Genomic DNA, 14,238 nt, shown 5'->3' on the forward strand with positions numbered 1-14,238 from the left:
AAGACGGTCGACGCGATCTCGACCGGTGGTTTCGAGATCGACGTGGAGTTCACCGCCACCGGGCTGCGTGAGCTCAGCAAGATGGACGGCGCGATCATCCTCGACCGCGACATGAGCCGGATGCTGCGCGCCGCCGTGCACCTGATGCCGGACCCGTCCATCCACACCGAGGAGACCGGCACCCGGCACCGCACCGCCGACCGCGTCGCCCGTCAGTGCGGCTTCCCGGTCATCTCGGTGTCGCAGTCGATGCACATCATCGCCCTGTACGTCGACGACCAGCGCTACGTGCTCGAGGACTCCGGCGCGATCCTGTCCCGGGCGAACCAGGCCCTGGCCACCCTGGAGCGCTACAAGCTGCGCCTCGACGAGGTCTCCGGCACGCTGTCCGCACTCGAGATCGAGGACCTGGTCACGGTTCGCGATGTCGCCGCGGTCGCGCAGCGGCTGGAGATGGTCCGCCGGATCGCGACCGAGATCGACGGCTACGTGGTCGAGCTCGGAACGGACGGCCGGCTCCTCACTCTGCAGCTGAACGAATTGGTCGCAGGCGTCGCCGGTGAACGTGAGCTTGTGGTGCGGGACTACCTGCCGCCCGCGACAGGGCGCCGCGCGAAGACTGCGGACGACGTACTGCTGGAGCTGGACGCGGTCAGCCCGACCGACCTGCTCGACATCGGCCAGGTCGCGCGAGCGCTGCAGCTGGGCGGCGCCGAGCAGTTGGACGCCGCGGTCACACCGCGCGGCTACCGGCTGCTGGCGAAGGTGCCGCGGCTGCCCGGCGCGGTGATCGACCGCCTGATCGAGCACTTCGGCCACCTGCAGAAGCTGCTTGCCGCGAGCATCGACGACCTGCAGACCGTCGACGGCGTCGGCGAGAACCGCGCCCGCACGGTCCGCGAAGGACTCTCCCGGCTGGCCGAGTCCAGCATCCTCGAACGCTACGTCTGAAACTCCCGTACGGCGATTGCGCGAACTGCCGTCGGCGAGTAATACTCCACGTGGAGCATTCAACGTGGAGTAATCGGGCTGGAGGATCATGGCTGAGCTGACGCCGCTCGGGATCGCGGTGCTGGCCCTGCTGGAAGAGCGGTCCATGCACGCCTACGAGATGTACCAGATCCTGATGAAGCGCCGGAACGACCGGCTGGTCAAGGTCCGCCCCGGCTCGCTCTATCACACGGTCGAGCGGCTGGCCGGGCAGGAACTCGTCGAGGCCACCGGGATCGACCGGGACGGCAATCGCCCGGAGCGCACGACGTACGCGATCACTGCCGAGGGGCAGGCCGCGCTGGTGCGGCGGGTCCGGGAGGGCATCGAGGCCCCGGTCTACGAGTACCCGCTGTTCCCGGTGGTGCTGAGCGAGGTGCACACCCTGGAGCCGGACGACGCGCTGCGCCGACTGCGGTTGCGGCTCGACAACGTCGATCTCCAACTCGAGGAACTGGACGAAGCGATCGCCGAGGTTCGCGCGCGCGGCGTACCGGAACCGTTCTGGCTGGCCGCCGACTACAACCGCGTCCAGCTCGCGAGCCAGCGCGACTGGCTGAAGACCGTCATCGACCGTATCGAGAGCAAGGACCTGCCATGGCTGCACCGCAGCAAGAAGTGATCCCCGGCGTCAGGCCGTGGCCCGCGCTCTGGGCCCTGGTGCTGGGCTTCTTCATGATCCTGGTCGACTCGACCATCGTGTCGGTGGCGACGCCGGCGATCATGACCGATCTGAACGCCGATGTCGGCAACGTGATCTGGGTGACGAGCGCCTACCTGCTCGCGTACGCCGTACCGCTGCTGATCACCGGCCGGCTCGGCGACAAGATCGGCCCGAAGAAGGTCTACCTGGCCGGCCTCGCCCTGTTCACGGTCGCCTCGGTCTGGTGCGGCCTGACCAACTCGATCGAGATGCTGATCGTCGCGCGGGTGTTCCAGGGCCTGGGCGCCGCGATGATGACGCCCCAGACGATGGCGGTGATCACCCGGATCTTCCCGGCCGACCAGCGCGGTCGCGCGATGAGCCTGTGGGGCGCCACCGCCGGTGTCGCCACCCTGGTCGGGCCGATCCTGGGCGGAGTGCTGGTCGACGCGTTCGGCTGGGAGTCGATCTTCTTCCTGAACGCACCGATCGGCGTGATCGGGTTCGTCCTGGCGATGCGGCTGGTGCCGGATCTGCCGACGCACGAGCACAAGTTCGACTGGCTAGGTGTTGGCCTCAGCACGGTCGGCCTGTTCTGCCTGGTGTTCGGCATCCAGGAAGGCCAGAAGTACGACTGGGGCCAGATCACCGGTCCGCTCTCGGTCTGGTCCCTGATCATCGCCGGCCTGGTGGTGATCGCGCTGTTCATCATCTGGCAGTCCCGCAACAAGGGCGAGCCGCTGCTCCCGCTGACCCTGTTCAAGGATCGCAACTTCTCGCTGGCGAACACGGCGATCACCACGGTCGGGTTCGCGATCACCGCGATGACGTTCCCGTTGATGCTCTACGCGCAGACCGTGCGTGAGTTGAGCCCGACCAGGTCGGCCTTGCTCCTCGTGCCGATGGCCGTCATCACCGGCGCACTGTCACCGTGGGTCGGCAAGCTCACCGACCGGGCCCACCCGCGGTATCTGGCCGGCTTCGGGCTGCTGTGCTGCTCGGTCGCGCTGTTCTGGCTGAGCCAGGTGATCGAGCCGACCGTACCGATCTGGCAACTGCTGCTCCCGATCGCGCTGCTCGGTGTCGCGAACGGCTTCATGTGGGCGCCGATCGGCAGCACCGCGACCCGCAACCTCCCCATGCACCAAGCGGGAGCGGGTGCTGGTGTCTACAACACCACTCGCCAGGTCGGGGCGGTTCTCGGCAGCGCGGGCATCGCAGTACTGATGGAGTCGCGGCTGGCCGCGAACCTGCCGGCGGTGCCTGGTGGCGCCATGTCGGCCGAAGGTGGTGGCGGCAAGTTGCCTGAGGCAATGCATCAGGGCTTCAGCGATTCGATGGCCCAGTCATTGATGCTGCCTGCGGCGGTACTGCTGATCGGGTTGGTCGCGGCGCTGCTGTTCGCCAGGCCCACCCACATGCAGCGTCCGGTCGACACGCCCGCGGCAGCCCGTACTGAAGCGGGGAACTAGACGATGTAGAACGCCTGGGCCGGGGAGGCCTGCCCGTCGTAGACAGCCTTGGCAACGTAGGTGCCTGCCTTGGCCTGCGGCTGGCCTGGCAGGCACCCCGGACCTGAGCGGCGGCCGTTCCATGCCACCGTACTGGTCGACTCCTTGCCCTTGGCAACGACCAGGGTGGCGCGCGGAATCGCCTGCTCACAATGGGTCGTGGTCCAGATCTGGTCGGTGCCCGAAGTGATCGTGAGCGACAGCCTGGTCGGGTCGATGGCGGCCTTGCACTCGTCGGACAGGCCGCTCAGCTGGATCGCGAAGTTCAGCGAGGCGCCGACCGTGATGCTGCGGCCGGACGGCAGCACGCTGACCCGGACGTCGGTGCCGGCGCACTTCAGATCCTTCGGTGCCTCGGAGGTCTTCGGCGTCTCGGACGGCTGCACCGTGGTCTTCGCGGTGTTCTTGCCGCTGGGAGTGGGACTGTTCGGAACGACCGGCGCACTCGGGTTCTCATCCGGTCCTGTGGCCGCGGTGTTCTGCGGATCCTCACCGCCACCGACCAGGTGGAGCAGCAGCACCAGCAGGACCACCAGCACAGCGAGCACCAGCGCCCGACGGAACCAATAGACACTGGCCGGCAGATGCCCGACCGGACGGAGCAGGCTGCTCATGCTGGCACCTTAATGTCAGGATTGGGTTCGCCATGTCAGACTCGCCGCTCCCCCTCGCATCAGCCCTGCACGCCCCAGTCCTGCAGTGGTACGCCGACAACGCCCGCACGCTGCCCTGGCGTGAACCGGACGCGGGTGCCTGGGCAGTGATGGTGAGCGAGTTCATGCTGCAGCAGACGCCAGTCGCCCGCGTGCTCCCGGCATACAGGGTCTGGATGGAGCGCTGGCCGAAGCCGGCTGACCTGGCCGCAGAGGCGCCAGGTGAGGCTGTGCGGGCTTGGGACCGGCTGGGATACCCCAGGAGGGCCTTGCGGCTGCACGCGGCAGCCAAGGCGATCGTGGACGAGCACGGAGGCGTAGTACCGGACAGTCATGCGGCACTGCTCGCTCTGCCCGGTGTAGGGACTTACACGGCCGCTGCGATCGCGTCGTTCGCGTACGGGCAGCGGCATGCGGTCGTGGACACCAACGTGCGGCGTGTGTTCGCCAGAGCTCTCAATGGGTCCGCACAGCCGAGCATCTCGCCGACGGCAGCCGACCAGAGACTTGCAACGGCAGCCCTGCCGGAGGACGAGTCCACAGCAGCTCGCTGGGCTGTCGCCACGATGGAGCTGGGTGCCCTGGTTTGTACCGCCCGTACTCCGCGCTGCGCGCAGTGCCCGATCCAGAGCCGCTGCGCCTGGGTCCTCGCCGGCAGTCCCCCGTACTCCGGTCCGCCGCGCAAGGGGCAGACCTACGAGGGCACCGACCGCCAGGTCCGCGGCCGCCTCCTCGCCGTACTGCGAGCCGCGCCCGGCCCGGTCCCGAAGAGCGACCTCGACCCCTGCTGGCCCGACCCCCAACAACGCGAACGAGCCCTCGACGGCCTAGTCGCGGACGGCCTAGTCACCCCGCTCCCCCACTCCCGCTACCGCTTCCCCCTCTAAACGACAACGTCCGAAGAACCTGAGGTCATAGCCTCAGCTTCTTCGGACGTAAGGAATCGCCGGCCGGCGGGAGGCGGGTCGGGAGGGTGGGGCGGTGCTGCGGGCCGGCGCCCGGGGGGAGCCGGGGCCGGCCTCAGCGGGTGGTGCTCAGTTCTTCTTGCTGCTGTTCGCCGTGGCTTCGGCCTCGTCGTCGGCCAGCAGGTCGAGCGGCATCGCCGGGCTGCCGGACAACGTGGCCAGCATCTGCCGGACGTTGGTCAGCTGCGCGTTGATGCTGTCGCGACGCTGGGTCGCGGCCGCGAGCTCACGCTCGGACTCGGCACGGATCCGCTCGGCCTTGTCCTTGGCCGCGGCAACGATCTCCTGGGCCTGACGGTTGGCGTCGGCCAGCTGCTGCTGGGCCAGCCGCTCCGCCTCGGAGCGGGAGCGGTCGGCTTCGCGCTGCACCTGGGCCGCGCGGTCGGTGACCGCCGCCAGCTGCTGCTCGGCCAGTGCGGTCCGGGCGGCGAACTCCTGCTCGACCTTGCCCCGGCGCTCGGCCAGGGTGGTCTCGAAGGCGGCCGCTGCCTGGGCGGACTTGGCGCGCTCCTGCTCGTACAGAGCCTGGGCCTCGCTACGGCGCGCGGTGGCGTCGCGCTCGGCCTCGTCGCGCATGTCGTCGGCCTGGGTGCGCGCCTCCTCCAGGATGCGGGCTGCCTCGGCGTCGACCTCGCTCTTCCAGTCCAAGGAGTACTGCTCGGCCTCCTTGCGGACCTTCTTGGCGTGTCCCTCGGCGTCGGCGACGATCGCGTCGGCGTCGGTACGGGCCCGGGTGACCAGGTCGCGGGCCTCGTCGTCGGCGAGCGAGAGGATCTTGGCGACCCGCTCCCCGAACTCGGTGAAGGTCGGCGTCCGGTCCTTGCTCTCCGCCTGCGCGGAGACAACTGCCGACTCGGCGGCGTCCGTCCGGCCCTGCAGCTCCTGAACGTGCCGCTGCAGCTGCTCGGACTGCTGCTGCAGTGCGGTCAGCGAGGTGGTCAGCTCACGGACATGCTGGTCCACCTGGGCAGGCTCGTAACCACGCAGAACGGTTCGGAACGGGGTGTGGGCTTCACTGCTCATGTCTTCTGATGCTCACTTCGGTGGGTGGGTGGATCACACATTGTCACTGACAAGGATCTGACTGTCACGTCCTCATCCTGATTCCCCCGTGGAACGCTCGCTGGAGGACATTCCACCATCCGGGCGGAAGCCAGGTACAGCGAGTGCCTCGATCACACCCGAAAGCTGGGTGAGCTCCTTGGTGATCTCGTCGCGGCGCTGGTTGAGCGCCGCGACCCTCGCCTCGGCGTCGGCGAGAAGTTTTCGGGCCTGCGCACGCAGCTCGTCAGCGTGCTCGCGGGCCTGCGCCTCGAGCTGCTGGGCGTCGGCGCGGGACTTGCGGATCAGCTCGTGCGACTGGCGCTGGGCCTCGGCGAGATCGTTCGCGGCGCTCTCCCGCAGGACCTGCGCGCCGGACCGGGCCTCGGCCTCGCGGCGCTGCGCCCGGGTGACGATCTCCTTGGCCTCGACCTCGGCGGCGGCCTTGAGCCGGTCGGCCTTGGCCTGTGCCTGCGCGGTCAGCTTCTCCGCCTTCTGGGAGACCGACCCCAGCGTCGCCTCCGCCTGCTGGTTGGCCGACGCGAGCGTGGTCTCGGCCAGCGCCGTCAGCTCGGCGTTCTCCTGGGCGATCGCGGCCTGGGTCTCCTTGAGCCGGCTGGTCGACCGGCTGACCACGCGGCGCAGGTGGGCACGCTTCACCTTGGCCAGCTCGGCGACATCGGCCGCGGCCTTGTCTCTGATCGCCTGGGCCTCCCGCTCCGCGGTGGCGACCAGATCGTCGACCGTCTTGCGACTCCAGGTCGTCTGCTTCTCGGCTTCCGCCAGCGAGATCTCCGCCGCCCTGTTGGCGTCCTCGACGATCCGCTGCGCCTCGGCGGCCGCAGTACGGCGGTCTGCTTCGATGCTGTCGACGACCAGCTTGGCCTGGGCCCGGGCATCGGCCATCAGGCGCTCGTTGTAGGCCTCGACCTCGCCCTTCTGCCGGGCGATCTGCTCCAGCGCCTCGGTCCGGAGCTTGTCGATCTCCAGCGAGATCGCGGCCAGCTTGGCCCGCTCGGTCTCCTCGAGCTCGGCGGTCCGGCGTTCCAGCTCGGCGCGGTTCTCACCGCGGAGCCGCTCGATCTCGGCATGGGCGTCGGCGATCTCGACCCGGGCCCGTTCGCGGGCTGCCTCGGCCTCCCGCTCGACCGCGGTCCGGAGCTCGTTGGCCTCGGACTCGGCCCGGGCGATCAGCTCGGCCTCGTTGCGGACCGCGGCCTGCGAGACGAGCGCGGCCTGCTCACCGGCGTCCGCCACGAGCTGCTGGGCCTCACGACCGGCCCGGTCCACGTTGTGCTCCGCGGCCTCGCGAACCTGGCGGGCCTCTTCGAGCAGCTCGTCGGCTTCTTCCTTCAGGCCGGCGGCCTCGGCCTCAGCATCAGCCAGTCGCTTGTTGGCAGCAGCGATCGATTCCGCGCGCAGCTTGTCGGCAGCGGCCTGGGTCTCGGCGCGGAGCCGCTCGATGGCAGCCTCCGACTCCGAGCGGCGCTTCGCGACCTCTTCGTCAACCGTGGCGCGCAACTGCTCTGCCGCGGCCTCCGAGTCCACCCGGAGCCGCTCGGCCTCAGCCGCCGCCTTGCTTCGGACCCGCTCGGCCTCCGCAGTCGATTCGTACCGCAGCTGATCGGCTTGTTCAGTGGACTCACTGCGCAACCGCTCGGCCTCGGCGATCGCCTCACTACGAACCCGCTCGGCCTCCGCAGTCGACTCGCTACGCAGTTGCTCAGCCTCAGCGGTCGACTCGCTTCGCAACTGCTCTGCTTTGGCAGCCGCTTCGGTTTGAACCCGCTCGGCTTCCGCAAGTGCTTCGGCGCGGACCCGCTCGGCCTCTTGCTCCGAGTCGGCCCGCAGCTTCGCCGCTCGTGCTTCCGATTCGGAGCGCAACTGTGCGGCCCGCGCCTCGGACTCGTCCCGCAACTGCTCGGCCGTGTGCTCCGACTCGTTGCGCAACTGTTCGGCGGCTCGCTCAGTGTCGTTGAGCAGCCGCTCGGCGGACGACGTCGCATCGGCACGCAGCCTCTGCGCAGCCGCCTCGGCCTCGCTGCGGACGCGCTCGGCTTCAGCCCGGAGCCGGTCCGCTTCCTCGCGTGCGGCATCGTTCTCGTACTCCGCCTGCTCGCGCAGGGTGTCCGCGATCCGCTGCGCACGCTCCAGCACACCACCCGCTTGCCGCACGCCAAAGGAACCGGCGTCGGCGACCGGTTCCTTGGTGAGCGGCAGACGCGGTGCGTCCATGCGACGAGATGATTCCATCTCCGGCCCCCTCTCCAACAGTCCGGGTCCAGTTGTGTACGTGTTGTGACCTGAAGCAGTCACGAGCAGTGGCCAAACGGCGTGGTCATGCCTCTACAACGAGCCATATCGGTTGGCGGGTAACTTCATTTCATGCCGCTGCGCGATCTTCCCACCGAATCGCTGGCTGCGGCGGCCCTGATCAGGACCGAAGAACTGCGGCAGCGAAGGACGTTACGCCGTCCGCAATGGCAGGGCGCGGTGCTCGCGTGTCTCGCAGTGGGTAGCACCCTCGCCGTGCTGGTTCCCGGCTCCGCGAGTACAGGCTGTTACCTCTGGCGGGCTACCTCCCAGCCGGTGAGTGGACGTGGTCCGGCACTCGCCTTACCCCTCGTACTCGTCGCTCTGCTGCTCGCAGATCGCTTGTGTGCCGACCGATTGCGGCTTCGTCAGCAAGTTCGCGGTTGGGGCTCGGCGGCCATCGCGCTCGTCACCGTGATCACTTGGGCCGGCCTGGCGTCCCAAGGGCGAACTGGTTGTTCGACCTCACCCGCTGTGATCGGCATCGTCGCCTGCGGCAGCCTCGCGGCGTCGATCGCGGCCTACTGGGCGACTCGCGTTCCGGTCGTCGAACCGGTCGTTCCGGAGCAGCCGGAACCTGCTCCGGAAACGCCTCTCAATCAGTCCGAAATACGGGCAACCTTTGTCCAGCTGAGCTCTGTAGCCGATTCGGCAACCCCCCGGCCGACCCTCATCCCGGTCGTCAGCGGTGCCCTCGCCGCACTCCTGCTGCTGTCGACGGTGCTGCCTTGGCGGGAGCTCATCGACCCGGTCTCACTCGGTCCCACAGGAGGGGACGCTGGCCTCGGTCGTGCCCAGCTCTGGGAAATCCCGTACGCCGTGGGCTGGGCGGCACTGATCGTCGCGACCGCGCTTGCCACACTCTGCGCGGCCATAGCCACCCTGGTCGCCCCTAAGCCCGCCGCCCTCGTACTACGTGCGGCGTCCGTGGCCACCGGCGCACTGGTGATCGCCGGAACCCTCGCAGCCCTCATGCAACTCCCGCCCAGACTGTCCGATGGAGTCGGCTACCGACCCGGCCTAGGAGCATGGCTCGCCCTGACCGTCGGCGTGCTCCTCCTAGCCGTCGGCGGAACCACCACGGCCCTCTCGGTACGCCACCGCAGACCCGGGTGGCGCCTGCGGTTGGGGGTAGTGGCTGCAGCCGGGCTGATCGCCGTTGGAGCCGGGCTGTTCGTGCCAGCCGCGGCAGCATCGCAGTACCGGCCTGTGGTGGTTGCTGGGGCGCCACACGCGCTGCTGGACCTGCGCGGTGGCCAGTTGGTCGATCGACTGGGTATGCGGGTCGCGATCGGCACGTCGGACCCGCTGGACTCCGTCGCCGGAACCCTCGACGGTACGCCGGGCCAGTGGTTGCTCGGCCGGACTGGTTCCGAGGGGTCGACCGTGTTCGAGTACCGCGACGGGGTAGCTCTTCCGCGGGTGACGTTGAGCCATGGGGTGACCCCGCCGGCCCTGCTCGGGGTGACGGACGACCGGATGGTGCTGCTCGCCGGAGGAGCCGGCGGTAAGCCGTGGGCGATCCTGTCGGTCCCGCTCACCCTTGTCGCCGCGGATGTCAGCCTGAGCCACGAGAACTCCGACGGCACGCTCTACGTCACGCCCGGCATCGACATCCTCGCGACAGGCCAGGGTCCCGCGCTGACCCACCGGAACGCGAACCGCTCGATCGTCGTCTGGGGTTCGGCAAGCACGTGGGAGATCCCGGCGAACCAACTACACATCGGCATGGACCTCAAGGACTTCCTGGTCGATCCCGGTCCAGGCGCGCCGGGCAACGCGGTCTCTACCGGGCTGGATGGCACCACAGCGTGGCGCACCAGCGAGACCGGTCTGGCTGTCAGCAGGCCAGGCACTAAACCGCAGCAGGTCACGGGGATCGCCCCTGCAGGCTGCGTACTCAGCAGCGACGTTGCCAGCTCGTCCCTGACTGTCGACGCCTTTGCTATCGACGTACGCGGCAACCTCTGGCTCGGCGGCAGCTCCCCGACCGTGGTGGTCACCCCGGACGGTGTACTGCGGCGCGTGCCAGGTGGAGTCGCCGGGGTGAACAGCATCGAGGCCAGGCCTGACGGGTCCGTGCTGCTCGGAGTAGCGCCGGGTGGTGGAGACCAGGTGCTCGAGATTAGCGAGGCAGCCGCCACCGCCGCTTCTTACCAGGCTGCCCCCGAACCCACTGCTCGCTGCGATCGCAGAACACCCGCGGATGGCAGTACGGCGTACAGGGCCTCTGTGCTGCCATCTGTGCCGGTGGAGGATCCGCCGGTGACGGCAGGAGGGCAGCCGGGCAAGGCGGCCTCTGGTAGGAGTACCCACTTGGCGCTGGACTCGCAGGGACACGTCGCGCGGGTTCGTCTGCCCAACGCGGCCCAGGTGTGGGCTCCGGACGGACAGGGCGGTCTCTGGTGGACAGTGCCGAGCCTGAGCAAGCCGGTCAGCGAGGTGGCCGTCCATCTGCGAGGCGGGAGCGCGACTGTGGTCCGCGATCCTCAGCCCGCGTCGGCGACGCAGGGCGGTGGGTCAGGAGCTGCCGCAGGCGACCGGCTCGTCACCGCGATCGGCGACAGCACCTACACCCTCTACGGCCCGGCGCAGCAGGTGAAGCGTCTGCACGTGGACGGCAAGCTCCGCGAGGACGGTCTGGTCCAGCTCAGCTCGGGCGAGCTCGCCATGGTCGTCGAAGAACGCCTACTGCTCGTCCAGCGCGACGGCCGCACGAGCCCGCTGCTGGGCGGAGCCACCTCGGGCTGGCCGATCTCCGCAAGCGGCGTACCGGCGAGCCAGTGGACCACAGACGGCCAGTGGTTCGCCGGTCCGGACGGAAAGCTCTGGGTGTACGACGGCAGCCACCTGGCCCGGGTGGACGGGCCAAGCAAGGTGACGCTGATCGCCGGACCGGCGCAGGGCGTCCCGCAGGCCGCCGACGAGGTCACCGTGATCGGCACCAACCTGTACTTCGAACTGGGCAACGACGTCGTCCGGCTGGAGCCGACCCGATGATCGGCGACGAACTCCTCCCGGACGAGGAACTCCCCCGCCGGCTCGACGCCGCCGAGCAGGTCCTCGCGACCAGCGAGCACCGGTGGTTCGCCCGCGCCACGCTGCTGACAGCACTGGCCACCGGCCTCACGCTGCTGCTGCCGTGGACCTTCAGCCGCCGACTCGGGCTGTCGGTCTGGCAACTCGGCCTCGAGGTCCAGCCGTCACTCGCGCTGACCTGGCTAGCCGGCCTGACGACTTCGATCGCGGCGCTGAGCCTGCCTGCCGGGCCGAAGGCGCAGGCGGCGAGTGCGGCCACGGGAGTGCTGGCACTGCTGTTCATCGCCGGCGGCTGGCAGGCCAAGGAGCTGGACTCGATCAGCGACACCTGGGCCGGACCGGGTCCTGCCGTCGCCGTGGTGACTGGCCTGATCTGGATCCTGTGCGCCACGGCCCAACTCCTGGCCGATCGTCCCCGCCCGACCACGCCCGACGACCAGGCCGTCGCCGACGCCATCACCCGCCTCCGCACCAACCGCTGAACGCAAAGGACCCCGCGGACATCACGTCCGCGGGGTCCTTCAGTACTGCGTTGTCAGCTGTCCTGCACGCCGGACGGCGCACCGCCGGCGATCTCGGTCAGTTCGAGATCGGGGCTCGGGGCCTTCTGAGTCCCCGTGAAGGTGAAGTACTCGGCCACCCCGTCCGCGCTGACGGTGCCCTCAGGGGCCACGTCGACGAGCACGATCTGACCCGGGCGAAGCTCCCCGAACAGGATCTTCTCGGCCAGTGCGTCCTCCACGTCACGCTGCAGCGCGCGACGCAGTGGGCGAGCACCCAGGACCGGGTCGAAGCCACGCTCGGCGACCAGAGCCTTCGCCGCCGGGGTGAGCTCGATGCCCATGTCCTTGTCCTTCAGGCGTCCCTCCACCTGCGCGACCATCAGGTCGACGATCTTGACGATCTCTTCCTTGCCGTGCTGGTGGAAGACCACGATCTCGTCGACGCGGTTCAGGAACTCGGGACGGAAGTGCTGCTTCAGCTCGTCCGTCACCTTCGCCTTCATCTTCTCGTACGAGCTGCCGGTGTCGCTGGCCTGGGAGAAGCCGAGGCCGACGGCCTTGGCGATGTCCCGGGTCCCCAGGTTCGTGGTCATGATGATGACGGTGTTCTTGAAGTCGACCACGCGGCCCTGGGCGTCGGTCAGACGACCCTCGTCCAGGATCTGCAGCAACGAGTTGAAGATGTCCGGGTGGGCCTTCTCCACCTCGTCGAACAGCACCACGCTGAACGGCTTGCGGCGGACCTTCTCGGTCAGCTGGCCGCCCTCTTCGTAGCCGACGTAACCGGGAGGCGAACCGAACAGCCGGGAAGCTGTGTGCTTCTCGGAGTACTCGGACATGTCGAGGCTGATCAGCGCGCTCTCGTCGCCGAACAGGAACTCGGTCAGGGCCTTGGACAGCTCGGTCTTACCGACGCCGGACGGACCGGCGAAGATGAACGAGCCGCTCGGCCGGCGCGGGTCCTTCAGACCCGCACGGGTCCGCCGGATCGACCGGGACAGCGCCTTCACGGCGTCCACCTGGCCGATGTACCGCTTGGCCAGCTCCTCCTCCATCTTCAGCAGTCGCGAGGACTCTTCCTCGGTCAGCTTGAAGACGGGGATGCCGGTGGCGGTGCTGAGCACCTCCGCGATCAGCTCCTCGTCGACCTCGGCGACGACATCCATGTCGCCGGCCTTCCACTGCTTCTCCCGCTCGGCCTTCGCGTTGATGAGCTTCTTCTCGTCATCACGAAGCGACGCCGCCCGCTCGAAGTCCTGGGCGTCGATCGCCGACTCCTTCTCCCGGCGCACGTTCGCGATCTTCTCGTCGAACTCGCGCAGGTCCGGCGGCGCCGTCATCCGGCGGATCCGCAACCGGGAACCGGCCTCGTCGATCAGGTCGATCGCCTTGTCCGGCAGGAAGCGGTCCGAGATGTACCGGTCGGCCATCTGCGCCGACGCGACCAGGGCCGGGTCGGTGATGGTGACGCGGTGGTGCGCCTCGTAGCGGTCCCGGAGGCCCTTGAGGATCTCGATCGTGTGCGCGATCGAGGGCTCGGCCACCTGGATCGGCTGGAACCGGCGCTCCAGCGCGGCGTCCTTCTCGACGTACTTGCGGTACTCGTCGAGGGTGGTGGCACCGATGGTCTGGAGCTCACCACGGGCCAGCATCGGCTTCAGGATGCTGGCTGCATCGATCGCGCCCTCGGCCGCGCCGGCCCCGACGAGGGTGTGGATCTCGTCGATGAACAGCACGATGTCGCCGCGGGTGCGGATCTCCTTCAGCACCTTCTTCAGGCGCTCCTCGAAGTCACCGCGATAGCGCGACCCGGCCACCAGCGCGCCGAGGTCGAGCGTGTAGATCTGCTTGTCCTTCAGGGTCTCGGGCACGTCGCCACGCACGATCGCCTGGGCCAGGCCCTCGACGATCGCGGTCTTGCCGACGCCCGGCTCACCGATCAGGACCGGGTTGTTCTTGGTCCGCCGGGACAGCACCTGCATGACCCGCTCGATCTCCTTCTCGCGCCCGATCACCGGGTCGAGCTTGGACTCACGGGCGGCCTGGGTGAGGTTCCGGCCGAACTGGTCGAGCACCAGGGAGCTGCTCGGGGCACCTTCGGTGGCCCCGGCACCGGCTGTCGCCGTCTCCTTGCCCTGGTATCCGCTCAGCAGCTGGATGACCTGCTGCCGGACCTTGTTCAGGTCCGCACCGAGCTTGACCAGGACCTGCGCTGCGACGCCCTCACCCTCGCGGATGAGGCCGAGCAGGATGTGCTCGGTGCCGATGTAGTTGTGGCCCAGTTGCAGGGCCTCACGCAGGGAGAGCTCCAGTACCTTCTTGGCGCGAGGGGTGAACGGGATGTGCCCACTGGGAGCCTGCTGTCCCTGGCCGATGATTTCCTCGACCTGGGAACGGACAGCCTCCAGCGAGATACCGAGGCTCTCCAGAGCCTTGGCGGCGACACCTTCACCCTCGTGGATCAGGCCGAGCAGGATGTGCTCGGTCCCGATGTAGTTGTGGCTGAGCATCCTGGCCTCTTCCTGAGCCAGGACGACTACCCGACGGGCGCGGTCCGTAAATCGTTCAAACATCGCCAAA

At 68.8% G+C, this 14,238-nt stretch carries 10 protein-coding genes; 6 read left to right on the forward strand and 4 right to left on the reverse strand.

Annotation, left to right across the window (positions count from 1 at the left end; all coding sequences use genetic code 11):
- The 3 genes from disA to VFG33_RS31820 form a co-directional block, all read left to right on the forward strand.
- Positions 1–951 (forward strand): DNA integrity scanning diadenylate cyclase DisA (disA, locus tag VFG33_RS31810; protein ID WP_325056689.1); only part of this gene is annotated, 951 nt, incomplete at its 5' end.
- Positions 952–1,039: 88 nt separating this feature from the next.
- Entirely contained in the window at positions 1,040–1,612 is a 573-nt protein-coding gene (locus VFG33_RS31815) for a PadR family transcriptional regulator (RefSeq protein WP_325056690.1), read from the forward strand.
- On the forward strand, positions 1,588–3,105 hold the full coding sequence (locus VFG33_RS31820; protein WP_325056691.1) for a DHA2 family efflux MFS transporter permease subunit: 1,518 nt from the start codon (positions 1,588–1,590) through the stop codon (positions 3,103–3,105). The genes VFG33_RS31815 and VFG33_RS31820 overlap by 25 nt, the downstream gene beginning before the upstream one ends.
- On the opposite strand, the gene VFG33_RS31825 is transcribed toward VFG33_RS31820, so the two are convergent.
- Entirely contained in the window at positions 3,102–3,758 is a 657-nt protein-coding gene (locus VFG33_RS31825) for a hypothetical protein (RefSeq protein ID WP_325056692.1), read from the reverse strand. The genes VFG33_RS31820 and VFG33_RS31825 overlap by 4 nt on opposite strands.
- Before the next feature lie 32 nt (positions 3,759–3,790).
- Between VFG33_RS31825 and VFG33_RS31830 the strand changes: the two genes are divergently transcribed.
- Positions 3,791–4,684: an iron-sulfur binding domain-containing protein gene (locus VFG33_RS31830; protein WP_325056693.1), complete on the forward strand. Its 894-nt coding sequence runs from the start codon at positions 3,791–3,793 to the stop codon at positions 4,682–4,684.
- A gap of 147 nt (positions 4,685–4,831) precedes the next feature.
- On the opposite strand, the gene VFG33_RS31835 is transcribed toward VFG33_RS31830, so the two are convergent.
- Positions 4,832–5,785 carry a DivIVA domain-containing protein gene (locus VFG33_RS31835; protein WP_325056694.1) on the reverse strand — a complete coding sequence of 318 codons (954 nt, stop codon included), beginning with the start codon at positions 5,783–5,785 and terminating at the stop codon, positions 4,832–4,834.
- 72 nt (positions 5,786–5,857) lie between these two features.
- Positions 5,858–8,038 carry a kinetoplast-associated-like protein gene (locus tag VFG33_RS31840; protein WP_325056695.1) on the reverse strand — a complete coding sequence of 727 codons (2,181 nt, stop codon included), beginning with the start codon at positions 8,036–8,038 and terminating at the stop codon, positions 5,858–5,860.
- 150 nt (positions 8,039–8,188) lie between these two features.
- On the opposite strand from VFG33_RS31840, the gene VFG33_RS31845 reads away from it, so the two are divergent.
- Positions 8,189–11,116 carry a hypothetical protein gene (locus tag VFG33_RS31845; RefSeq protein ID WP_325056696.1) on the forward strand — a complete coding sequence of 976 codons (2,928 nt, stop codon included), beginning with the start codon at positions 8,189–8,191 and terminating at the stop codon, positions 11,114–11,116.
- Positions 11,113–11,637 (forward strand): hypothetical protein, encoded by a 525-nt coding sequence (locus VFG33_RS31850; protein ID WP_325056697.1) that lies wholly within the window; start codon positions 11,113–11,115, stop codon positions 11,635–11,637. Before VFG33_RS31845 ends, VFG33_RS31850 begins: the two co-directional genes overlap by 4 nt.
- 53 nt (positions 11,638–11,690) lie before the next feature.
- Here the strand turns inward: VFG33_RS31850 and VFG33_RS31855 are convergent, their stop codons facing one another.
- Positions 11,691–14,231, reverse strand: a complete 2,541-nt coding sequence (locus VFG33_RS31855) for an ATP-dependent Clp protease ATP-binding subunit (protein ID WP_325056698.1) — start codon at positions 14,229–14,231, stop codon at positions 11,691–11,693.
- Between the last annotated feature and the right edge of the window lie 7 nt (positions 14,232–14,238).

Origin of the sequence: Kribbella sp. (genome assembly GCF_035687465.1) — a bacterium.
In the GTDB taxonomy this organism is placed as follows: Bacteria; Actinomycetota; Actinomycetes; order Propionibacteriales; family Kribbellaceae; genus Kribbella.

What these genes read in the sequence shown, in the direction of transcription:
- VFG33_RS31815 (WP_325056690.1), top strand. Translation starts at nt 1,040, where the DNA reads ATGGCTGAGCTGACGCCGCTCGGGATCGCGGTGCTGGCCCTGCTGGAA.
- VFG33_RS31820 (WP_325056691.1), top strand. Translation starts at nt 1,588, where the DNA reads ATGGCTGCACCGCAGCAAGAAGTGATCCCCGGCGTCAGGCCGTGGCCC.
- VFG33_RS31825 (WP_325056692.1), bottom strand. Translation starts at nt 3,758, where the DNA reads ATGAGCAGCCTGCTCCGTCCGGTCGGGCATCTGCCGGCCAGTGTCTAT.
- VFG33_RS31830 (WP_325056693.1), top strand. Translation starts at nt 3,791, where the DNA reads ATGTCAGACTCGCCGCTCCCCCTCGCATCAGCCCTGCACGCCCCAGTC.
- VFG33_RS31835 (WP_325056694.1), bottom strand. Translation starts at nt 5,785, where the DNA reads ATGAGCAGTGAAGCCCACACCCCGTTCCGAACCGTTCTGCGTGGTTAC.
- VFG33_RS31840 (WP_325056695.1), bottom strand. Translation starts at nt 8,038, where the DNA reads ATGGACGCACCGCGTCTGCCGCTCACCAAGGAACCGGTCGCCGACGCC.
- VFG33_RS31845 (WP_325056696.1), top strand. Translation starts at nt 8,189, where the DNA reads ATGCCGCTGCGCGATCTTCCCACCGAATCGCTGGCTGCGGCGGCCCTG.
- VFG33_RS31850 (WP_325056697.1), top strand. Translation starts at nt 11,113, where the DNA reads ATGATCGGCGACGAACTCCTCCCGGACGAGGAACTCCCCCGCCGGCTC.
- VFG33_RS31855 (WP_325056698.1), bottom strand. Translation starts at nt 14,231, where the DNA reads ATGTTTGAACGATTTACGGACCGCGCCCGTCGGGTAGTCGTCCTGGCT.